Genomic DNA, 21,365 nt, shown 5'->3' with positions numbered 1-21,365 from the left:
TAGATTAGGAGTTATATTTTGAAAAGTGATAAACTTGCAGTTGTATTAGTTAGTGGTGGTATGGATTCGTTAGTTTGTGCTGCAATTGCAAATGAGAAACATGAAAACCTTGCGTTTCTTCACCTTAACTACGGACAAAAAACAGAAGAACGTGAATTGGATTGTTTCCAAAAAATCGCTGACTTTTACGGAGTCGATAAATCTCTACGTAAAGTAATTGATGTCTCATTTCTAAAGCAGATTGGTGGAAGCTCGCTAACTGATGATGGAATTGATGTAAAACAATATAAAGGTGATTCAGAAGAAATCCCTGATAGCTATGTACCTTTTAGAAATACTCACATCATCGCGATGGCCGTTTCTTGGTCTGAAGTTGTTGGTGCTAAGAATATTTATATTGGTGCAGTTAACGAAGATTCATCAGGTTACCCTGACTGTCGCCCAAGCTACTACGCTGCATATAACGAGCTAATCAAGCAAGGAACTAAAGATGGTGATATTGAGATCATCACTCCTGTAATTGATATGGCAAAGAATGAGATTGTGCAAAAAGCGGTCGACCTAGGTGCACCACTTAAGTTTTCTTATTCTTGTTATGCTCGAGGAGATAAAGCTTGCGGTGTTTGTGATTCATGCGCTCTAAGGCTTAGAGGCTTTCAGAAGGCAGGAATTGAGGATCCGATTGAGTATGATCAAAGACCAAATTACTTATAAAAAAAGGCTCCGATAAGGAGCCTTTTTTATTTATACTATTCTTGTACTGCTTCTTCTTGAGTTTCTTCTACAGCAGGCTCTTCAACCTTAACAGCTGGAGCTGTAATAAGACCAGCATCTAGAAGAATTTTAACTTTTTCTTCTTTGTTTACGAACTTTCCATTTGCAGCTTTAACAGCAAAACGTCCTGATCTTTTTTTAACAATTGTGTACTCGCCTACTTTTTTAACAACTTCCATGAATTCTCCTATAATAATTCTTTGCGTTTGTTATCTTTTAAGTGTTGAACAATTTCTTTTACTCGTTGTGAATCATCTTTTGGCACAATCATTACGGCCCTATCATTTGAAACCACAACTAAGTCTTGAACATTAATTAAAGAAACATGCTTATTAGGAGCATAAATAATATTTCCTGTCGCATCCTTTAAGAAAGTTCCGTTACTATCAATTATAGTGTTTCCTTCGACACGGTCAACTACTTGTTCAAGTGCTTCCCATGATCCAAGGTCATTCCAATCAAACTCAGCTTTTACTAAACTGATTCGGCTTGATTTTTCCATAATGGCATAGTCAATCGAATCTTTTGGAATCTTATTATATACTTCTTCAAGCTTGGCCTCCTCGTCAAGAGATGCCTTTAATTCTTCATAGAAAGAAAACATTTCAGCAGAGTGGGCCGCGAACTCTTCTTTAAAAACACCAAGTGGTGCCATAAACATTCCAGCATTCCAAACATACTTTCCAGTCGATAAATACTCTTTAGCCTTTTCAAAATTTGGTTTTTCAACAAATTCATCAACCTTAAAGCCATCACCTACAGCTTCACTTGTTTTAATATAGCCATAACCAGTGTGCGGAAAATGTGGTGGTATTCCGATTGTTGTAATTGTTTGCGTATCACTTGATAGTTTAACGGCCTTATCAAAGCTGGATTTAAAGCCACTCTTATTTAAGATCACATGATCAGAAGGCATAACTGCAATAATGTCTTCATCTTTTGCCCCAGCTGCCTCAATGGCCGCAAGAGATAAGAGAATACAAGGGGCAGTATTTCGGCCCGCAGGTTCATAGATTATATGTTCTTCTAAAATTTGATTTTTTGAGCAAGAGATAGCTAGCTCAGCTTGATCACGCGTTGTGATAATAAAGCGATTTTTCAAATCTACACTTTCCTCAAAACGCTCAAGCGTCTGTGCAAGTAAAGTTTCATTTCCAACCAGTGAAAGATACTGTTTTGGTTTTGATTCTGTTGATTCAGGCCAAAGGCGTGTTCCCTTCCCACCGGCCATAATTAGTGTGTAAATATTCATAAAAAAATGCCCTTAATTTGTATAAGGGCATCGTATCATAAAAAATGTAAATGTTCTAAATGATGAGTTAGTCGAATTTTGTAAAGAAATAATCACGCCCTGCAAAAAGAGAAGGATGCTTCTTAACATATTGCTTCGCTTCAATACTTCTCTCAAATGCCCCAAGGCTTACGCGAAAACGATTTCCCTTACCAGGTACTTCTTTTTCATTAACAATTGGGCTAAAACCAAGAACTCGAAAACCTTCTGCAAATTCCTTTGCGTCATCAATTGACTCAAATGAACCAACTACAATTGTGTATTTTCCAGTATATTCATCTGTTTTAGGTGCAGACTCTTGAATAGTCTCACTTTCAACTGCTGGTTGCTGAACAGGCTCTACAACCTTCTCTTCTACAACCTCTTGTGCTTGCGTATCTTGCACACCAACATCATTGAAATCTTTATTTTCACTTGAAAACTCATTAACCATCTTCTGCTTTAAAGATTCTTCAATTCTCTTATTTAATTCTTCTTTAGAAACTTTCTTGGTCTCTTTATCTTGAACTATTTCTTTAACCTTCTCCTCTTCTGGAGATGTTAGCTCAATCTTCTGTTTTTCATCTAATGGCTCAACAATCGCCTTCTCTTCCTTATTGCTAAGGCCAGCTTTTTCAAAAGCATAATTAGATCCAATCTTTAGGCCAAAGAAGAATGAAGTAATGGCAACCAGGATGACAAAGATGACAACCAATAAGATTTCTTTTTTCTCAAATACGTAGAAGTTACTTTTATCGTTCATAAGGATATTTTAATCTCTCCACAATTATTAGCAACTTGCTGAAAATACTAGGAAAAATAATCCTTTATTTCATATGTGAAATATATCCCGACATTCTAACTCAACTTAAAGACTCTGTACTTTTTCTATTTTATAAACCCAAAAATCTTATGAACTAGGTTTAACAGGGAGAAAAATTATGAAGAAGATTTTAAAGAATAATAAAGGCCAAGGCGTAATGGAATATATGATCATCACAAGCCTAGTTGGAATTATTTGTATTACTGCTGTTAAAACACTAGGAACTAGAGTTCAAAAAAGACTTGAAGACGCATCCGATAAAATCACAAAGAGTATCAAAGTAAATTAATAAACAATCATGAAAATACTATCTTACGCTCTTAGCGTTACTCTAATTGTTTTTGTCTTTCTTGTGAGCAGTGCAGTTAGTGAAAAGTATCGTTGCAAAAATAGTATTGTTTTTCAAGCGTATGTACATTCATTAATAAAATCACATGATGATAAAAAATCAGTAAAAACATTCTCTTGTAAAAGTCTCCTCTCTCTTGAGAGGTGGCTTGATTCAAAAACACGGATTAAGTTTGTAAAAAATAAAAATGGAAAATACCTGAAGTATCGAAGAGAGAAGCATAGCTTAGGATTTTCAAATGGACTTAAATGAAAGAGGAAGTACTTCCTTAGTCGCTATATTATTTTTTATGGCCTTTATTGCCATCATATTCTCTAATATGGCCCGTTCTTATGAAGAGCTACAAATTATAAAATATTACAATAAGTCATATATCTGCTCAAAAAAAGTCATTGTTGAATATAAGTCATTTTATAAAAGAATTTCTTATATAAACGTAGGGCTTAAGAGTATCTTTTATGCACAGTTCTTCCCTTTAGCTGCATGGCTTAAGCCATTCATGAAATATGGAGCAAAAGGCTTGCAGTATATGCAAAGCGCTCTTCGATACTTTCTACGCTTCAAACTCTTAACGATAGATGAATGTGAGGCAACAAATATTTTAGCTCTTCTAAGAACAGATCCGCTAGGAAGCAAGCTCTGGAAGATCAGGAGAAGACTCGATACATCTGCAGTCTTTGAAAAGAAATGGAAGGCTTTTATGCCCTTTCACTATACTGGGAGCAACCTATCAGAAAATCATTCTTTCGTGATTACCCTAAAATTCAAACTAGAAGAGGGAAGACTTTTAGACGATTTCACTCTTTCGTCAAAGCACATGGCACCAAAGGGTATTCAACAATTGAAGGACTATTATGGACTTCAATTTTTGTAAGTACATTAATTCTTATGATTAACCTGGAGATAAAAATTGAAAATTCTAAACAACGAGAAATCCAAAACTTCATCAAAACCTGGAACTCAATCAAATAATGAGCCAACTTCCTCACCTCTGCTTTTTAACAAAGAAAAAGAAGAGAAGATGAAAAAGGCGCTTTATCTAAGATTCTGGGTTGCGCTAGTTCTAACTAATATATTTACATACATTCTTTCAATGCCATCGGTACAGGAAGTTCCAGAAAAGCATATTTCAGTAGCTAAAGATGAAAGACTTCTAAAACTTAAAATCAATGAAATGACTAATCTTGTAGGTAGTGAAGAATACGTGTCCCTATATGCAGGCGCAACACACATCACTAATAAGGCAAAGATCGTAAAAAAGCTCAACGATGAAGAGATACCTATCTATCTCGTAAAAATTTCTATTTCAGATTTGAATAGAATTGCTCCATACAAGACTTTAGAGCTAGATTCCTATCCAGTTACTGATCTACCTAAATCCAAAGGAGGAGCTTATGAAATTGAAATTTAGCCTTATTACAATCCTACTAGTTACAAGTATTCAAGCACGTGAAGTAATTGTTTATACATATGACTCTGAAAAGAACCACATGTTTGAAGTTTTAAACGAGTTAATGGCAAAAAATGGAGTGAAAAAAGAAGACTTCCGATTTATTAAAAAGAAGAATCCATGTGAAGACATCTATAAGAGTGCCCTACTTCACGTATGTTTTAAAGGCGAGGAAGCTGAACCATTTATTGTTAGACAAGACAAAAGAGTTCTTCAGAATACCTTTGGACAATAAAAAAGGGCCAACGTCTTGGCCCTCTTTCTATATCTGAAAAATAATTAAATATTAATCTAGATGAATTTTAAACTTAGGAGTAGTTCCCTTGTTTCTGTTATGCGCTTTTCTTTTAGCACCCATTTTTGTTTTTTTAGCATTACGCTTGTTTCTTGTAATACGAGTTCTTGATACCATGATAAATCTCCTCAATATATTTAAATCTAAATTAAAAACAGTTTTCGAGTATAGGTTTTTACTAAGTTTCTTGCCTTTTGTCAAAGTCATTGGCCTAGTATCAGTCGTAAATTTCAATATTTACGCTACAGGCCTGAAGCAAATTACCCTAGGCATAGGCCAAGTAACTGAAATCTCATTAAACAATGTTTTTAACTACAGTATATCTAATAAAGAAGTTTTATCGAGCAAGTCGTTACAGGCCCAATCAAAACTCATTATTAAAGGTAAAATGCAAGGTCACTCAATTGTCACACTATGGTTAAACTCTGGCAACAAGAAGACCTTCGAATTCTATGTACTTTCAAAGTCTGGTCAATTTAAGGTGCTCGAAGCTCTAAATAATCTACGTCATTTCGACATCAATGGTGAAATCAAGGGAGATAAATTAATTATTACCCAAGATATTACAACACTTGATCAGTACCTAGTCCTACGACCGCTGTTAAGTAAAAATAAAAGTATTATCTTCAAAGGTGAACTAAAAGATCAAGTAGCAAAGAAAATCATTGCAGAGATTCATCACCACTTTTTTCAAAACTACTATGACGATATACGCTGCCAAAAGAACAAGATCGATATTCACTGTTTCACCAACGAAGAGATATTGAAAGATGTAAAATTTCTTAAACCACTTCAAAATAAACTTATGGTTAAGTTTTTTCTATCTCAAAGGTTTGAGAATATTTTGAACCATAAACTAGAAATGAGAATCATCCAAATTGAAAGAATGGACGGAAAAGAAATAAATTTCGGACTAGATCAAGTTGACGTAGGCCTTGCAGACCTTCTTGACGAAGGAGCTTCAGCACTTGCAAAGAGTCAAAGTATTGTACTTAGAGATACAGATTATAATGTCTCAACACTTGCGACACAAAAAATTCTACTTCGTACAAGTAATAAAACAACAGTGCAAATGGGGTCTGATATCCCCTTTACGACAACGACTAATAACAACGGAAATAATACACAGTGGAGATTTGCAGGGCTTAAGATTGAGATACTTTTAGAGAAAATAAATAATCGCTATAAAGTGAAATACGCAACAAAACTTACTAGGCCAATGGGACAAATGAATGGGGATACGTATATCAATGGGAGTGCACAAGAATCAAGTTTTCTCATTGAAAAGGGAATTCCAATTCAAATGTTTGAAATTGACTTAACAACTGATGATAACGCAGGAAGAAGACTTCCTATCCTTGGCCAAGTACCTATTCTAGGAAAGCTCTTTTCATCTTCAACAAAGTTTAAAACATATAAAAGAATCATTGCAATTGCGAAACTTAAATAGGAAATAAAATGTCACAAATCAATCAGTATTTTTTCAATGAATTTAAAATGCTACTTAGTGAGAAAGCAAAGAAAACAATTCATCTGAACTTTAAAGAAATTATTCTAGAAACACTCGAAAGAAATAATCTTCAAGAAAGTGACTTAGATAATCTAAACGAAATCAAAGACTGGTTTAACAAGGTCTATCATCAAAGTTACATTGATGATCTTCTAAAAATGTATGATGCCAATGAGTTTATCATTCACTCTCCTAGTGATATCGAAGTACAAAAGAAGGATCATCTTAATTTAAAGGTTGAATTTCTAAGTAATGAAGACTTTGTCTTAAGCTTAGCTTTTCTAACTCAAAAACTAGGAATTGATTGGAACTTCAATAATCCATTTGCATCATTTAAGAATACTCGATTAGTTGACGGCAATGAGATTGACTTGCGAGTGAGTATCACACATCCATGTCTTTCCCCTAAAGCACAAGCAAAAGCATTTTTGAGAGTTCATGCAAAAGAGAATTTCAAAATATCCGATTTTTCAAAAGACAAAGAAACACATGAGATCGTGGAAAAGTTGGTTAGTGATTATAAGAATATTGTTATTGCGGGCTCTACGGCAAGTGGAAAGACTAGCTTTTTAAGAGTTTGTAAGGCGCTATGCTTTGAAAATGAACATCACGTTATTATTGAAGATGTTGCAGAGATTGACGGAGATATTTCCAATTCAACTCACCTCTTATCACATCCTAGTGAGGGAAAGAGTCTAAAAGACTATTGTAGTTATGCTTTAAGGATGTCTCCAAAGAGAATTCTTCTTGGAGAGATTAGATCAAGTGAGGTAATCCCATTTTTATTAGCAATGAATACTGGGCACAAAGGTATGATGAGTACAATTCATGCTAACAGTGCAAAGGATACACTACTCAGACTTACTACATTATTTTCAATCTTCTCAGAGAGTAAAAACGGAATTGATTTCGATCAAATCTTACGACTGATCTGTCAAAGTGTTGATAACGTGATCTTTGTTGAAAATAAAGAAGTAAAAGAAATTATAGAAGTTCACGGTAGTGAAGCAGATCGTCCGATTTACTCAACACTTTATTCAAAGGCTAAGAAAATAACTGATCACCAAAGAGGTCTATCCACTCACGAAGATCTTGGCCATCAACTTCTAGCGTAAAGTAATCATCGTTATTTTCATCGACTTCAAATGACCTTTCCAACAACTTTGCATTTTCAAGAGGAAGGCCAAATACCGTAATAAAATTGCGTGAGGCTTCATCTCTTTCTGTTGAAATAGCACAGAAATGATCTTCCTTAGCATCACTAATACAGCTTCCAGCTTCATTCGGGTAGAATACACTTTTAACAATAAGGGGTAGATTTGCTTCGATTAAAGGGTTCATCGTTCGATGAAAAAGAATTTTAGCACCTTTATTAGTCAATAGTTTTGTCTGTCGGTAGCTTAGGTTGTGAATTAAAGGTGCATTTGAAAGAACCTTTGGATCATGGCCGTAAACACCTTTAACGTCCTTCCAAATCACAAGCTCTTGTACATCATCTAATGCCCAAGCAAAGATAGCTGCGGAATAATCTGAGCCCTCTCGGCCTAGAGTTGAAGTTTGGCCATCGGTTGTTCGTGCGATAAAGCCTTGTGTGATAATTAGCGAGTGCTTATTTAAATCTTTGCAATTTGCCTTTGTATTCTTAAAGAGAACCTTGGCCTCATTAAAATTGCGATTCGTGAGAATATAGTCACGGGCATCTGCGTGAAAAAGTTCTCTTCCTTGTTGTTGGATATAACTAGCAAGGATTGATGTAGAGATACGCTCTCCAATACTGTAGATAGAATCGAGAGTCGAACTAGACTTGGGAAGTGTAAGATAGCTTAGCAACTCTTCTTTAAAATTGGAGAGATCAACTTGAAGGTTTAACTCTTCAATGATCACTCTATGCTTTGTGAAAAAGTCTTCAACTAATAAATTAGAGTCTTCACTAAAGTAAATTGACTCCAGCTCATTAGTTGAATTATACGTCGCAGATAAAACAACAAGAGCATCATTTGGACACGCTAAAATTAAATCTGCAATCTGCTTAATGGCAGCAGCGCTTTTTATCGAACTGCCACCAAATTTATATACACTTCTCAAGCTTATAGTCTCTTTTCTAATCTCTAGTAAGTTTCTTATAAGTGTAGCGCTTAGGATTCATTGCTGCATCTCCTAGACGTCTTCTCTTATCTTCTTCGTACTCGTTAAAGTTTCCTTCAAACCATACAACTTTCCCCTCGCCTTCGAATGCAAGGATATGTGTTGCTAAACGGTCTAAGAAGAAACGGTCGTGGGAAATGATAACAGCACAACCAGCATAATCAACAAGTGCTTTTTCAAGAGCTTGTAGAGTATTTACATCAAGATCGTTTGTTGGCTCATCCAGTAGAAGAACATTTCCACCTTCTTTTAAAACTTTTGCAAGGTGTACGCGATTTCTCTCACCACCTGAAAGCTCAGAAACTTTCTTCTTCTGGTCTTCTCCAGAGAAGTTGAATTTTGCAATATAGGCACGAGAGTTAACTTCTTGGCCACCAACATTGATAAACTCAGTTCCATCAGCAACAACATCGTAGATTGTTTTTTCAGGATCTAAATCACGTCCCTGGTCAACGTAAGCAAGCTTAACAGTATCACCTACATCGAAAGTTCCAGAAGTTGGCTTCTCTTGACCAGTAATCATTTTGAATAGAGTTGTTTTACCAGCACCGTTTGGACCGATAATCCCAACGATTCCACCAGGAGGAAGTGAGAACTCAAGATTTTCATATAGAAGTCTGTCGTCGAATGCTTTTGAAACGCCGTGAGCTTCGATAACTTTATTTCCTAGACGAGGACCTGCAGGAATGAAAAGGTCATTTGTTTCATTTCTCTTTTCACTAGAGATTTTTGCTCTTTCTTCGTAATCCTTAATACGAGCTTTTGACTTCGCCTGACGTGCTTTAGGGTTTGAGCGAATCCACTCAAGCTCTTCTTTCATTGCTTTTTGTCTTTTCGACTCAGTCTTTTCTTCTTGAGCTAGACGCTTTGCTTTTGTCTCTAGCCAACCCGTGTAGTTTCCTTCGAATGGAATCCCTTGTCCACGGTCAAGCTCTAGAATCCAACCAGCAACATTGTCTAGGAAGTAACGATCGTGTGTTACAGCAATTACTGTTCCTTTATATTGTTGTAGGTGTCTTTCAAGCCACCATACTGTTTCAGCATCAAGGTGGTTTGTCGGCTCATCTAGAAGAAGAATATCAGGTTTTTGAAGTAGAAGACGGCATAGTGCAACCCTTCTCTTTTCCCCACCAGATAGGTTTCCACACTTTGCTTCAGATGGAGGACAATTTAGTGCTTCCATTGCAAGGTCTAGTTGACTATCAAGAGTCCAAGCATCTGCAGCATCAAGTTTATCTTGAAGCTTAGCTTGTTTATCAAGAAGATTATTCATTTCGTCATCAGACATTGGCTCTGCAAATTTTGCAGAGATTTCATCAAATTGAGCAAGAAGATCAACTGTCTCTTGGCAACCTTGCTGAACAACTTCTCTAACTGTTAATTCAGGATCAAGTTTTGGTTCCTGCTCAAGGTAACCAACCGAATAATTTTTAGCTAAGTGTGTTTCACCTAGATGGTCTTGATCAAGACCTGCCATAATCTTAAGAAGTGTCGACTTACCAGCACCGTTAAGACCAAGAACACCAATCTTTGCTCCATAAAAATACGAAAGAGAGATGTCTTTTAAAACGTGCTTTTGCTTATAAACTTTTCCAACACGGTTCATTGAATAAATAATTTGCTTATCATTTTGATAGGCCATCGATTGACTCCATTTGTTTTAAAATTACTCAAATAAAGTACCTATAAAACGATAGAATATCAATTACAGAGTGCCTGCAAACTTAAAGATTTAGGTGACTTATTAGACGAAAAAAGTTTGCGACATAAGGCACAAAGAAGAAGACCACAAGCCATATAAATTTGAAGATTTTTAATCGTTGTAAAAAAACTTCATTTTCACTTCGGTAATCATCCCAAAGATTAATCTCAATGGATTCAAGGTCTTCACAAATATCCACACCTTGGTGTTTCTTTACTTCAATTAGTGCAGCGAGCCTTCGAAAGAGATCCTTGGCCAGGGCCTGATCTAAATCTACAATTGAGTTGATTGATGAACGATGAATGAGTTGATTGATGGGAGTTCCAACATCGTACATAAGCTTAAATATGAGATATGAATTTAGAATCTTACTAATAGGGGCCAGAAATTTTCGCTTTAGTTTCTTAATAAGCATGATGAAACTAAGAACACCTACAAGATTATAGATTAGGGCCAAAACGAGGAAGGTATAGTCGGTTGCGAGGTCAAGGATATTTGTTGCAAAGATATTTAGGGCAAATGTAAGTCCCATTGCCATAAGAAATTGAAAGAGTGTTTCATTAATTGTGCCTGCGGCCTTCTTCTCAATTTGAAGATCATTGGAGAGAGCGTGGCGCATTTTTGCAAGAGTTCGACTTGTTGCAGCGCCAAATTCTTTTGCAATCTGAGCAATTTCACAAATTAATGAGTCGTAAAACTTGTAATTTGAAAGTTGCGTTAAGTCCCCCATCAAATTGAGCTGGGATACTTCTATTAACAAGTCCTTGCCTCTTTGATATTCAGATCGAATTCGAAATTTCAATGAGTTAAACCTTTCAATTAAGGTTTCAGCAGGAATAAGTAATGCTAAGAGAGTGATTGATAAAAAAGATATTATTGCCAAAATAGACCTCCTATCTTGACGTAACGCTATGTATCTGAAATAACAATACTCCATGGAAAATAAAGAAGAGTTATTTCACATTCGAAATGAAAACCACGCTTTTGATAAGCAATCAGAGGATATTAATCACCCTGATTTCTATCTCAATGATGAACTATTAGAAGAGTTAAAACTCTTTTGCCAAAATTTTGATCCATATCGTGACATGGACCTTGAAACAAAGTTTCGTTTACAAGAATTTGGTGTTCTCGAACTCTCAAACCCTTTTGAGATAACAAATAAACTTCTTCTCTTACTAGAGAACAACCTTCAATATCGTATTAAGTTAGAAAAAGAAAAGTAACAATGAACAAGAAAACCGCAGGTCGTCCACGCATTCGTACACCTAGGGTAGAACTACACCCTGCCAGTATCAAATATCTCTTCAAAGGTCATCCTTGGATTACTAAAGATAAGTACTCTCTTAAGTTTCCTAAGGGCTCTCCTTTTATTACGGCAAAGCTTGATGAAGTTAAGAACGACGATGCGAAGTTTGTTGTTATGCTAAATGATCCGACTCACGATAGTGTGCTAGCACGAATCTGGCGTATTGGTGAAGGTTCATCTCACATTGGCCCAAAAGAGTTCTACTTTGAACTTAGAGAGCGCATGCAAGCAAGTTTTGAAGCACGTGGGAATATTGATACTCGTGAAAACTACTACCTTGCTTTTGGCGAGTCTGATTATCTGCCAGGTCTTTTTATTATTCGCTTAAAAGATAGAATTCTGATTCAATTTTATGCAAACTTCTGGAACCACTTTGAAAATGACGTTCTAAAAATAGTTAAAGACTTTTTTCCTAAAGATACTCTTTGGGTTCAAAAAAGAAATCTAAAGCGTAAGAAAGAATTTTATTGCGCGACAAATAAGCAACTAAAAGAAGATAACTTTATCGTTGAAGAATATGGAGTTAAGTATCAAATTAAGCTTAACCAATTCTATGATATTGGAATCTACACAGATATGGCGGCAATTAGGGACCGCGTGAAAGAAGACTTTGAAGGAAAGAGTGTTTTAAATCTATATAGCTACACTGGAGCTTATTCTCTGTTTGGACTGAAACAGGGGGCAACAGATGTAACAAGTGTGGATCTTTCTCAAAAGTATCTTGATTGGCTACAAGAGAATCTTGTTCTTAATGAAATGAGTGAAAATCATGAATCACTTTGTATGCCAACAATCAAGGCACTAGAAAAGTTTAAGGCAGAAGGTCGTAAGTTTGATTTAATTATTTGCGATCCACCAAGTGCATCAAGTGATGGAAAGAAAGTTTCGAAAGCTATTGATGCATATAAAGATATGATTCCTCTATTTGATATGATTCTAAATAAAGGTGGAAAAGCGCATATCTTTTTAAATACACATTCAATTACACGCAAGAAATTTGAAAATAAAATTAAAGAGTACATTGGTACCCGCAAGATTAGTATCACTGGATCACTAAAACTTACTGGTGACTGTCCGTCACTTAAAGGCTTTATTGAAGGCGACTACCTTAAAGGACTAACTCTTTTAAAGAAATAAAGGAAAAAATAAATGACAAATAACCTGGCCATAATTGTTCCCCTATTTATTGGTTGTATCGGAATCCTTCAAGGTGCCATAAACCGATTAATGACAAATGATATCGGTCTTACATGGATGGCCCTTCTTGGTAACTTTGTTACTCTAGTTGTTTGTATTGGTTTCTTCTTCTTTGTTAAATATAACCCAGAGTTCTTTCCTGAATTCGTTCGCTTAAAGGACTTCCAATTTAAGTGGTGGTATGTCATTCCTGGGTTCTTCGGCTTCTTATTTGTTGTGGGTCTTCCGCTTGGTATTTATGAAGTTGGTGCCGTAAAAACAACTGTCGGACTAATCGCTGCACAGATGGTGACAAGTGTTCTATGGGATGTATTCGTAGAGAATATCTCTCTTACTGTGCCAAAAGGTCTTGGAATCTTAATGGCAATTGGCTCAGTAATTTTAATTACACTATTTTAACAGTTACTCTTAAATAGCGTTAAAAACACTTGAATTTTATAGTCTGACACCTATAAATCCTATGCTATAAAGTAAAAATGCTTTTAATGTATTTTCGTCTATTCATTGCTGGATTATTCTTAGTTATTGGAACACTAATTTGGATTCCAATATGCATGTTTCGTCCTGCAAATCGTGGCAACACATACATGATTGCTAAGTACTACTCGTGGCTAACTCACCTTTTTTTAAATATAAAAATTGAAGCAAGAGTTAAGAAGAGTCACAAGGATATTAGAAATTCTGTTATCATTTCTAATCACCAATCAAATCTCGATATTTTCTTTGTAGGGCCGGCCCTGCCAAAAAGAACAGTCTCTCTTGGGAAGCAGTCTCTTGTCTGGATCCCTATTTTTGGTCAAATGTACTACCTTGCTGGAAATATTCTGATTAATCGAACAAATAGAACTAAGGCCTGGAAGGCCATGGCCGAAGTTGCTCGAACAATTAAAGAAGACAATTGTAATGTCTGGATTATGCCAGAAGGAACTCGCTCAAAAGGACGAGGATTACTGCCATTTAAAAAAGGCCCATTCGTTGTTGCTATCCAAGGCCAACTTCCAATTTACCCTGTTGTATTTTCTGAATATGATAAGTCATTTGATCTTAGAAAACTCAAACCTGGAAAGGTTATCATTGAAGCACTTGAGCCTATTTCGACACAGGGTTTAACAATGGATGATATTGGAGAGCTCATGGACAAGACTCGTGAAATGATGCTTGCCCATATCAATAAATTATCTAAAGAAGTTTCCTAATAAAGTCTTTTATTAGAAGATATTTACTCTTGTCATGTAATCAACTTTTCTAGCATCAGCTCTTCTAAGTGGACCTTGTGTTCCTGGAGCAGTAGTTCTTCTTCCATCATTTATGGCCGCATTACTTGTTGGACACTCCATTCCTAACCCACACATATCCTTCTTATTAAGAAAAAGTGCCGCTTCAATAAAGCTATACTTTTTACCCTTGTAGATTAATTTTAGATCTTCGATTTTACCTGTTTCATTTGGAAGAATAACAAAGTCACCTTTTTCTAGAATATCAAAAAAGAATTCCTTGTACGGTGCATATTCCTTCGTAACTTTGAAAAGAACATCATTATAATCATTTCCGTTTGGATCTTTAGAATAAGCACTTACTGTATCACCATAGACTCTAATCGATCTAATATCTTGATCACCATAGTACTGACTTCTAATCTTTAGATCACCTGAAGTTGCAAAAATTTGCTGGTATGAAAAAGCATTTAAAGTGATAAATAGTGCAATTGTAACTTTAAGAATCATTTTCATTATTCCCTCCAGATACATATATAGTTGCACTTTGTGTGCCAAGAATTTAACGGAATATTAAGTAGTTAGATTGTAAATATCTTAAACAGTGTCTATTGAAGTGACGACATACCGTCCGTCCTGGACATGCGTCTTTCGGTTATATGAAGAAGATTTTTGCGCTGAGGAAACATCAAGTAGCTGAAGCTATTTGAATTTATTGAGAATAATCATTTCAAGCGTCTGCGCATGGAAATAAAAAAGGCTCCGTTAGGAGCCTTTTATTATTTCTATTTTACAATGCGTTCACGCCATTTTTTGATATCTGGTGCTAGATAGTCGTACTTCATCTCATCAAGAGTATATTGAGAGAATTCATAGTCTGTCGTGTGAGTTAGACACTCAGTAGGACAAACAGTAGTACAAAGACCACAGTAACAGCAAAGAGCTGTATCGATTGTATATTGAAGAAGATCTAACTTAATTGGTGTTCCACCACTTGTCTTAAGTACTGGAGCATCTTTTTCACGTCGAACTGCTGTAATGTAAATACAGTCAACTGGACAAGCAGTTGCACACTGGTAACAAGAAATACAGTTTTCAACGTCGTTGAATAGACGTGAACGAGAGTTTGCTGGAAGCTCTTCTCTTACTTCTGGGTATTCAATTGTTACAGGCTTTACACCGTACACATATTTAAAAGTAATACCAAGACCTTTCGTTACAGTAGTAATACCAGTCCAGATATTCTTAAACCATTTTCCTAACGTTAGTTGCTCACCTGCGTGGTAAGTTGTATCAGTGCTCATCGGTCAACCTCTCCTAGAACAATATCAATACTTCCGATTGTAGCAACGAAGTCTGCAATCATCTGACCTTTACCAAGTTCAGGTAGCATTGAAGTGTGAGTAAAACATGAAGACTTAACTTTAACTCTGTAAGGAGTTTTTCCACCATCTGAAACGATGTGGTAACCAAGTTCTCCACGTGGACACTCAGTTTTTGTATAAATCTCACCTTTTGGAAGCTTAATGATTTTTGGAACTTTACCCATAACAGGTCCAGCTTCAATTCCATCAAGAGCTTGACGAAGGATTTTGATTGATTCAAAGATTTCGAATACACGTACATAGTAACGATCCCAACAGTCACCAACAGTTCCCATTTCACCTTTACCAGTAACAACATCAAAATCAAACTTATCGTAGTAACCATATGGCTTCTTCTTACGAAGATCCCACTCAACACCTGAACCACGAAGAACAGCACCAGTTGCACCGTACTCATAAGCCATCTCAGGAGTTACAATACCAACATTAGCAGTTCTGTTACGGAAGATTGCGTTCATACCAACTAGATCGTGGTACTTCTTCATGCTTTCTTCCATCGTTGTACAGAATTGATCGATACGACGAAGTTGATCGTCATTAATATCATTCCAAACACCACCAATCCAAATGTAATTGTATAGTAGTCTGGCACCTGAAAGCTCTTCAAAGATTCTTAGGATTTGCTCTCTATCTTGGAAAGCGTATAAGAATGGAGTGAAGGCCCCAAGGTCGATTGCGTAAGTACCAAAGTACATTAAGTGAGATGCGATTCTTTGAAGTTCCGCAACGATGATTCTGATATACTCTGCTCTTTCAGGAACTTCAGTTCCAAGCATTTTTTCTACACCGTGAACATAACCCCATTCCATTCCCATAGCACCAAGATAGTCCATACGGTCAGTGAAAGGAATAATCCCACGATAGTCTAAGTTCTCGCTGTGCTTTTCCATACAACGGTGTAGGTAACCTAGGTATGGAGTCGCTTCAACAACGATTTCAGAATCTGTTTTAATCTCAACACGTAAAACCCCGTGAGTGGCAGGGTGCTGAGGCCCCATATTTACTGTCAGTAGATCAGTATGTAAGGCTTCTTGTTCTTGTTTTAATGTATTATCTTCCATTAAAAATATCCTTAAAATTAATTATTTAGCTTCTTCCATCTTCTTATTTAGAGCTGCCTCTAAATCAGTAGAAATCTTTCCATCCCATGAACCAGAGATTTTCTTTGGTTCAGCAGCATCAATTCTTGCCTTAGCAAAGAACTCATGATCTGCAATATTCATTTTATGTTCAGGATTTACTTCGAAACCTTGCCAAGCTTTTTGAACTTCGTAGTCTTTACGAAGTGGGAAACCTTCCCAATCTTCAGGACAAAGAATTCTTCTATGATCTGGGTGTCCAACAAATTCAACACCATTCATATCGTAAACTTCTCTCTCTAAGAAGTTAGCTGACTTCCAAACATCACAAACAGAATCAATCTTTGGAACATCATCTTTGTTTGCTTTTGGAAGTTTTACTTTAAGTATTACATCATCAGAGTTCGTGATAAACGAAGCTAGCATATAGTTTACTTCGATTTCATTTTCGTAATCAACACCAGATACAACTTGAAGAACGTTGAATTGATATTCTGAGCTATCTCTTAGTGCATAACAAACATCTTTAATCTTTGAAGCATCAATTAAGATTGGCTTATCACCTGCTTCATTTTCAATTAAAGAAGCATTTGCACCACTCACTTTATCATTAATAAAAGTTACTAATTCATTAAGCATGCTTCACCCACTTATCTTTAAGAAGTCTTTCGTTGGCAACTTTCTTTTGAAGTGTCATTAAACCTTCAATTAAGGCTTCAGGTCTTGGAGGACAACCTGGAACGTAAACGTCAACAGGAACGATCTCATCAACACCTTTAAGAACGTGATAACCGTGTTGCCAGTAAGGCCCACCTTTGTTAGCACATGAGCCCATCGAAATAACATATTTCGGCTCGGCCATTTGTTCGTAAAGAGTCTTAATTCTTGGGGCCATTTTAAGTGTTACAGTACCCGCAACAATCATTAAGTCCGCACGTCTTGGTGTCGCCATGAAAGCACCACAACCAAATCTTTCTAAGTCATACTTAGATCCACCAGTTGCCATCATTTCAATAGCACAACAAGCAAGACCAAACGTCATTGGCCATAGAGAGTTCTTTCTTCCCCAGTTAAGGAAGTCATCAAGTTTTAATAAAACAACACTATCTTGCATTGCCAGCAATCCTTTTTATAGATGTATAAAATTATGAAATTCTTAGGTTATAAATTACCAATGCTTAGCTTTGTAGTCAATTAAAGCCGAGGAAAAAAGAGAGTTTTTTGTAAGTGATCATTGGTGCATAGAGACATTATTGAGTTCAGTCGTCAATAAAATTTAGTCTAAATATGAACGACAACGAGCATTAAATTTCGACTCTACTTGGCCAACTTTCTTATTAGCACTCGCTATTGAACGGGTTTGGCTCTCCCTAAGGTAGGTCATACGCTTGAGATCATTTTGACAGACCTTAGTCATAATGGTCCCATACTCCTCAATAACTGCTACTGGGTATGGCTTTGACCAAGCCGAAGATATTAGGCTTGAATCCTCACGAGAACTAAACTGGATAATCTCATCAGAGATGCCTAGTTTACTTGCCTCATGCTTAAATTGATCATAATGAACGCCTAATTTATAAAATTCCTTTATGGCAAGATCCCTTGAAAACTCCTCTCCATCTAAAATATTTAGGCACTGTGGAGAAATTGCCTTAAGGCCATAGATTTCACGTCCAACACGACACTCGACCATAAAAGCATCCACTTCCCCGCCTTTGCCTTGAATAGTATCGCTAAGAAAGGAAGAAACTGAGAATTCACTTAAATAAGGGTTAAAAGGTTTTTTATAAATATAGTGAGTGAGCTCATGGATAAGGTCTAAAACGGCATTTTTAGTTGAATGTGACTTATCAATATAAACAGTTGATCTTGTTTCAAAACGCACGCTCTCAGGAGAGCTTGGATTAAATTTTCGAACAAGGGTTGTGTCGGTTACCGATACATCTCCACTATCAATTACCTCTTCTAGGCGCTTACGATCCTTGGCAGCTCTTAAACGGGCCTTGTCAATGAGCTGAATTCCTAGCTTTGAAGTTGAGACAATTTCTATAAGCTGCTCGATACTGCCTTCTTGAGTGGAAGAAAGCTTTCTCCAATTTCCACTATACTTATTAGTAGCCGAGCGAATTACTCCACCACGTTCTGCCCAACTACTTGCCGCAACGCTAGAACAAACAAGAAAACTCGTTAAGATTGAAAAAAATAATGTAGGTAGACGGCCAGGCAAATGCATTATCTTAAAATCGACATCTAAGGTAAATTCTTGAGTAAAATTTGAGGAGAATTTCCAAAGGGCAAAAATAATTTCTATAACTTATTGCGTTTTGCACTTAAAGAACAAACGCATTAGAATGGAGCTGTTCAAAAAACATTTTAAGAATCTAGAATTAAGGAGAAAAGAATGGAACATAAACTTCCAGAACTACCATGGGCAAAAGACGCTCTAGCACCTCATATCTCAGCTGAAACAATTGAGTACCACTACGGAAAGCACCACAATGCTTACGTAACTAAGCTTAACGCAGCTATTCCAGGAACTGAATTTGAAAACATGACTCTAGAAGAGATCATCATGAAATCAAGTGGTGGATTATTTAACAATGCTGCTCAAGTATGGAACCACACTTTTTACTGGAACTGTCTTGCTCCAAACGCAGGTGGTGCGGCAACTGGTGCAGTAGCTGACGCTATCAACGCAAAATGGGGTTCATTTGATAAATTCAAAGAAGAATTCTCAAATGCAGCTGCAACTAACTTTGCTTCAGGTTGGACTTGGCTAGTAAAGAACAAGGGTGGAGAACTAGAAATCGTTAATACTGACGATGCTGAAACTCCAATGACAGATGGTCACACAGCACTAATGACAATCGACGTATGGGAACATGCTTACTATGTTGATTACAGAAATGCTCGTCCAGATTACATCAACGCATTCTGGAACCTTGTTAATTGGGATTTCGTAAACTCAAATCTTTAATTATTTAATTAAATGAAAGGCCTCTTATGAGGCCTTTTTTTCTTCTTCAATATAACTTAAAACTTTCACTTCAAAGCCAAATTGATTTTCTCTCCTCAAAAGTCTGAAGCGAGATTTATCCTTAGTTGGATGCAGATGCTTAATCTGGCCTAGAGTTTCTTGTAGTAATTTTGCCGACTCAATTGAGTGGCACTCAATTTTATATTGGTCACCTTTCCTCTGTTCAACAGGCAGAAGGTAGAACTCATCTTCAAATAAATTTACATCAATCAAAAACATTCTCTTTCCCCAAAGTATAAGTACTTATTATTTCGGATGTTTTCGAAAAATATTAATGATTTTTTTTATTATGTCGATAGGTACATGGAATAATGGAGATATTTATGAAAAGAATTATTTTTGCTAACTTACTTGTTCTAATCGCTTTCACAATCAAAGCTGGTCGTGAATTTAAAGATCAAGATGCAATCCAATTTGAAAAAAATCTAAATGCTCACATTAGTCAGGCGGTAGAGATTGCGAATCTAAAGCAAGAGGTCGCTCGCCATAAAGAAACGATTCAAGAAATCAAAACAGAATATCAAGCAGCACTTGATAATATGCAAACCCTAGTTGCTGCAAATCAACAAGCCAAACAATATATTGGTTCACTTAAAACTGGTAATGACAAACTCGCAACGGCCTTAGATAAGGGTGGGCTTGTAACACCAGAACTTGCAAAGTTTATCACTAGAGAAAGTGGAAGATTGCCAGCAAGCAGCCAATCTAAAAAGTAAGAAAGCTATAAACAACAGAAATATCAAATTGAAAAAGAGAGAAAATTTCTTTTCCAGAATAGAAGTTCATATCAGTACGTACACGCAATTGATTTGAAAGCGGTATATTAAATCCCATTCCTAAAATAACTGAGCTATACGTACGATTAACTAAACCTGTCAGTACTTGCCCATTATAAACAGAAGAGCTTCCCTCCACCATTGTCCAATGTCCTCCCAAGTTCATATCAAGCCATTCTTCAGGAGATAGACGTAACATAAAACCAAATTGGTTTGTGTCCAAATCGATCTTAAAGCCTTGATGATCATTAGAAAGCGTCCCCTTTCTAAAAAAACCTTCAATGGCCAAAGCACCAAATTTCACTCCTACATTGGCAGATGGAAAAATTGCGGTAGCGCCGTTATAGTAATCAGATTCAGAGATAACACCACTTAAGGATGCTCCACCTCCAGCATATAGCTCTGATGCATTCCCATTAGGGACCAACAAGAAAATTGTTAATATAATTATGGATAAAGTCTTAGAGAATGCCACTCATTACCTTTTTTAATAAATTGAAAACGATCATTTAAACGGAACTCTCCGTAAATAAAGAAAGTAATTTCCTGGATATCAACTAGGTACCCACCCCAGTTTTCAGGATAAGGAACTTCATCCTTATAGCGATCTAGACCAGCATTATATTCTTGCTCTAATTTACTTCTGTCTTCAATTGAAGAAGACTGTTTAGAAATGAAGCTGGCCACTTGGCTCTCGAGAGCACGGGAATGAAAATACTTCTTCGAAATTTGCGAATCACACTTAGAGATTGAACCTCTAATTCTGACTTGTTTTCCAAGACGATGCCAATAGAAAGTCATAGCGACTTTTGGATTATTCTCTATCTCGCTGGCCTTAACAGAGTCATAATTTGTGAAAAATAATGGTTTAAAATCTAAGACTTCTTTTAATAAGAGAGTTCTAGCATTTGGAAGCCCGTCACTATCGACAGTTGAAAGTGTAAATGCAGGTCCATTCTCTTCTGTAGCAACAGCTTCTTTAAACCATTTCTCAAAAATCTCAACTGGAGAATCTTTGTACTCACCTATAAATTTTTTGTAATCACTCAC

28 protein-coding genes are annotated in these 21,365 nt (G+C 36.3%); 13 read left to right on the top strand and 15 right to left on the bottom strand.

Going from position 1 to position 21,365, the window contains the following annotated elements:
- Positions 1–18: 18 nt before the first annotated feature.
- Positions 19–714 carry a 7-cyano-7-deazaguanine synthase QueC gene (gene queC / locus ABMA70_RS14750; protein WP_103218011.1) on the top strand — a complete coding sequence of 232 codons (696 nt, stop codon included), beginning with the start codon at positions 19–21 and terminating at the stop codon, positions 712–714.
- Between the two features lie 35 nt (positions 715–749).
- On the opposite strand, the gene ABMA70_RS14745 is transcribed toward queC, so the two are convergent.
- The 3 genes from ABMA70_RS14745 to ABMA70_RS14735 all read right to left on the bottom strand — a co-directional run bounded on the left by ABMA70_RS14745 (position 750) and on the right by ABMA70_RS14735 (position 2,807).
- Positions 750–953 (bottom strand): hypothetical protein, encoded by a 204-nt coding sequence (locus ABMA70_RS14745; protein ID WP_103218012.1) that lies wholly within the window; start codon positions 951–953, stop codon positions 750–752.
- Between the two features lie 8 nt (positions 954–961).
- On the bottom strand, positions 962–2,026 hold the full coding sequence (locus tag ABMA70_RS14740) for a mannose-1-phosphate guanylyltransferase (protein ID WP_103218013.1): 1,065 nt from the start codon (positions 2,024–2,026) through the stop codon (positions 962–964).
- Positions 2,027–2,093: 67 nt separating this feature from the next.
- Positions 2,094–2,807 carry an SPOR domain-containing protein gene (locus tag ABMA70_RS14735; protein ID WP_392992477.1) on the bottom strand — a complete coding sequence of 238 codons (714 nt, stop codon included), beginning with the start codon at positions 2,805–2,807 and terminating at the stop codon, positions 2,094–2,096.
- Between the two features lie 178 nt (positions 2,808–2,985).
- Between ABMA70_RS14735 and ABMA70_RS14730 the strand changes: the two genes are divergently transcribed.
- The 6 genes from ABMA70_RS14730 (at position 2,986) to ABMA70_RS14705 (ending at position 7,586) form a co-directional block, all read left to right on the top strand.
- The gene (locus ABMA70_RS14730) at positions 2,986–3,156 is read left to right on the top strand and encodes a Flp family type IVb pilin (RefSeq protein WP_021268293.1); all 171 of its coding nucleotides are present in this window, start codon (positions 2,986–2,988) and stop codon (positions 3,154–3,156) included.
- Positions 3,157–3,454: 298 nt separating this feature from the next.
- A complete protein-coding gene (locus ABMA70_RS14725; RefSeq protein ID WP_103218016.1) occupies positions 3,455–4,090 on the top strand; it encodes a hypothetical protein in 636 nt (211 codons plus the stop codon).
- 36 nt (positions 4,091–4,126) lie between these two features.
- Positions 4,127–4,627: a hypothetical protein gene (locus ABMA70_RS14720; RefSeq protein WP_103218017.1), complete on the top strand. Its 501-nt coding sequence runs from the start codon at positions 4,127–4,129 to the stop codon at positions 4,625–4,627.
- Positions 4,611–4,901 (top strand): hypothetical protein, encoded by a 291-nt coding sequence (locus tag ABMA70_RS14715; protein WP_103218018.1) that lies wholly within the window; start codon positions 4,611–4,613, stop codon positions 4,899–4,901. Before ABMA70_RS14720 ends, ABMA70_RS14715 begins: the two co-directional genes overlap by 17 nt.
- A gap of 247 nt (positions 4,902–5,148) precedes the next feature.
- Complete coding sequence (locus ABMA70_RS14710) at positions 5,149–6,411, top strand: hypothetical protein (RefSeq protein ID WP_392992479.1); 1,263 nt, start codon at positions 5,149–5,151, stop codon at positions 6,409–6,411.
- Positions 6,412–6,419: 8 nt separating this feature from the next.
- Entirely contained in the window at positions 6,420–7,586 is a 1,167-nt protein-coding gene (locus tag ABMA70_RS14705; protein ID WP_392992481.1) for an ATPase, T2SS/T4P/T4SS family, read from the top strand.
- Here ABMA70_RS14705 and ABMA70_RS14700 read toward each other — a convergent pair.
- The 3 genes from ABMA70_RS14700 to ABMA70_RS14690 form a co-directional block, all read right to left on the bottom strand.
- Positions 7,516–8,556, bottom strand: coding sequence for an aspartate kinase (locus tag ABMA70_RS14700; protein ID WP_158246869.1), 1,041 nt, complete (start codon positions 8,554–8,556; stop codon positions 7,516–7,518). The two genes, ABMA70_RS14705 and ABMA70_RS14700, sit on opposite strands and share 71 nt — an antisense overlap.
- Positions 8,557–8,572: 16 nt before the next feature.
- Complete coding sequence (gene ettA / locus ABMA70_RS14695; RefSeq protein WP_103218022.1) at positions 8,573–10,258, bottom strand: energy-dependent translational throttle protein EttA; 1,686 nt, start codon at positions 10,256–10,258, stop codon at positions 8,573–8,575.
- Between the two features lie 82 nt (positions 10,259–10,340).
- Positions 10,341–11,201: a hypothetical protein gene (locus ABMA70_RS14690; protein WP_392992484.1), complete on the bottom strand. Its 861-nt coding sequence runs from the start codon at positions 11,199–11,201 to the stop codon at positions 10,341–10,343.
- A gap of 52 nt (positions 11,202–11,253) precedes the next feature.
- Between ABMA70_RS14690 and ABMA70_RS14685 the strand changes: the two genes are divergently transcribed.
- The 4 genes from ABMA70_RS14685 to ABMA70_RS14670 all read left to right on the top strand — a co-directional run bounded on the left by ABMA70_RS14685 (position 11,254) and on the right by ABMA70_RS14670 (position 14,020).
- Positions 11,254–11,544, top strand: a complete 291-nt coding sequence (locus ABMA70_RS14685; protein ID WP_103218024.1) for a hypothetical protein — start codon at positions 11,254–11,256, stop codon at positions 11,542–11,544.
- Positions 11,545–11,546: 2 nt separating this feature from the next.
- Entirely contained in the window at positions 11,547–12,764 is a 1,218-nt protein-coding gene (locus ABMA70_RS14680; RefSeq protein ID WP_103218025.1) for a class I SAM-dependent rRNA methyltransferase, read from the top strand.
- A 12-nt stretch (positions 12,765–12,776) separates the two neighbouring features.
- Positions 12,777–13,223: a DMT family transporter gene (locus ABMA70_RS14675; RefSeq protein WP_103218026.1), complete on the top strand. Its 447-nt coding sequence runs from the start codon at positions 12,777–12,779 to the stop codon at positions 13,221–13,223.
- A gap of 77 nt (positions 13,224–13,300) precedes the next feature.
- Positions 13,301–14,020 (top strand): 1-acylglycerol-3-phosphate O-acyltransferase, encoded by a 720-nt coding sequence (locus ABMA70_RS14670; protein ID WP_103218027.1) that lies wholly within the window; start codon positions 13,301–13,303, stop codon positions 14,018–14,020.
- Positions 14,021–14,032: 12 nt separating this feature from the next.
- On the opposite strand, the gene ABMA70_RS14665 is transcribed toward ABMA70_RS14670, so the two are convergent.
- The 6 genes from ABMA70_RS14665 to ABMA70_RS14640 all read right to left on the bottom strand — a co-directional run bounded on the left by ABMA70_RS14665 (position 14,033) and on the right by ABMA70_RS14640 (position 18,735).
- Complete coding sequence (locus tag ABMA70_RS14665) at positions 14,033–14,554, bottom strand: hypothetical protein (RefSeq protein WP_103218028.1); 522 nt, start codon at positions 14,552–14,554, stop codon at positions 14,033–14,035.
- Positions 14,555–14,823: 269 nt separating this feature from the next.
- On the bottom strand, positions 14,824–15,342 hold the full coding sequence (locus ABMA70_RS14660) for a 4Fe-4S binding protein (RefSeq protein ID WP_103218029.1): 519 nt from the start codon (positions 15,340–15,342) through the stop codon (positions 14,824–14,826).
- A complete protein-coding gene (locus tag ABMA70_RS14655) occupies positions 15,339–16,484 on the bottom strand; it encodes an NADH-quinone oxidoreductase subunit D (RefSeq protein ID WP_103218030.1) in 1,146 nt (381 codons plus the stop codon). Before ABMA70_RS14655 ends, ABMA70_RS14660 begins: the two co-directional genes overlap by 4 nt.
- Before the next feature lie 21 nt (positions 16,485–16,505).
- Positions 16,506–17,141, bottom strand: a complete 636-nt coding sequence (locus ABMA70_RS14650) for an NADH-quinone oxidoreductase subunit C (protein ID WP_103218031.1) — start codon at positions 17,139–17,141, stop codon at positions 16,506–16,508.
- Positions 17,134–17,616: an NADH-quinone oxidoreductase subunit B gene (locus tag ABMA70_RS14645; RefSeq protein ID WP_103218032.1), complete on the bottom strand. Its 483-nt coding sequence runs from the start codon at positions 17,614–17,616 to the stop codon at positions 17,134–17,136. The genes ABMA70_RS14650 and ABMA70_RS14645 overlap by 8 nt, the downstream gene beginning before the upstream one ends.
- A gap of 162 nt (positions 17,617–17,778) precedes the next feature.
- The gene (locus ABMA70_RS14640) at positions 17,779–18,735 is read right to left on the bottom strand and encodes a hypothetical protein (protein ID WP_146037853.1); all 957 of its coding nucleotides are present in this window, start codon (positions 18,733–18,735) and stop codon (positions 17,779–17,781) included.
- A 168-nt stretch (positions 18,736–18,903) separates the two neighbouring features.
- Between ABMA70_RS14640 and ABMA70_RS14635 the strand changes: the two genes are divergently transcribed.
- Entirely contained in the window at positions 18,904–19,479 is a 576-nt protein-coding gene (locus ABMA70_RS14635) for a superoxide dismutase (protein ID WP_103218034.1), read from the top strand.
- 24 nt (positions 19,480–19,503) lie between these two features.
- Here the strand turns inward: ABMA70_RS14635 and ABMA70_RS14630 are convergent, their stop codons facing one another.
- On the bottom strand, positions 19,504–19,758 hold the full coding sequence (locus tag ABMA70_RS14630; protein WP_103218035.1) for a hypothetical protein: 255 nt from the start codon (positions 19,756–19,758) through the stop codon (positions 19,504–19,506).
- 104 nt (positions 19,759–19,862) lie between these two features.
- Here ABMA70_RS14630 and ABMA70_RS14625 point away from each other — a divergent pair, with 104 nt between their 5' ends.
- On the top strand, positions 19,863–20,255 hold the full coding sequence (locus tag ABMA70_RS14625) for a hypothetical protein (protein WP_392992489.1): 393 nt from the start codon (positions 19,863–19,865) through the stop codon (positions 20,253–20,255).
- Here ABMA70_RS14625 and ABMA70_RS14620 read toward each other — a convergent pair.
- Both ABMA70_RS14620 and pdxH read right to left on the bottom strand, forming a co-directional pair.
- A complete protein-coding gene (locus tag ABMA70_RS14620; protein ID WP_392992491.1) occupies positions 20,245–20,745 on the bottom strand; it encodes a hypothetical protein in 501 nt (166 codons plus the stop codon). The two genes, ABMA70_RS14625 and ABMA70_RS14620, sit on opposite strands and share 11 nt — an antisense overlap.
- Positions 20,746–20,762: 17 nt before the next feature.
- Positions 20,763–21,365, bottom strand: a complete 603-nt coding sequence (pdxH, locus tag ABMA70_RS14615) for a pyridoxamine 5'-phosphate oxidase (RefSeq protein WP_103218038.1) — start codon at positions 21,363–21,365, stop codon at positions 20,763–20,765.

The sequence above is a fragment of the Halobacteriovorax sp. XZX-3 genome (genome assembly GCF_043196495.1).
GTDB lineage: Bacteria > Bdellovibrionota > Bacteriovoracia > Bacteriovoracales > Bacteriovoracaceae > Halobacteriovorax_A.
The sequence above is the reverse complement of the archived record's forward strand: the minus strand, read 5'-3'. Positions and strand labels throughout refer to the sequence as shown.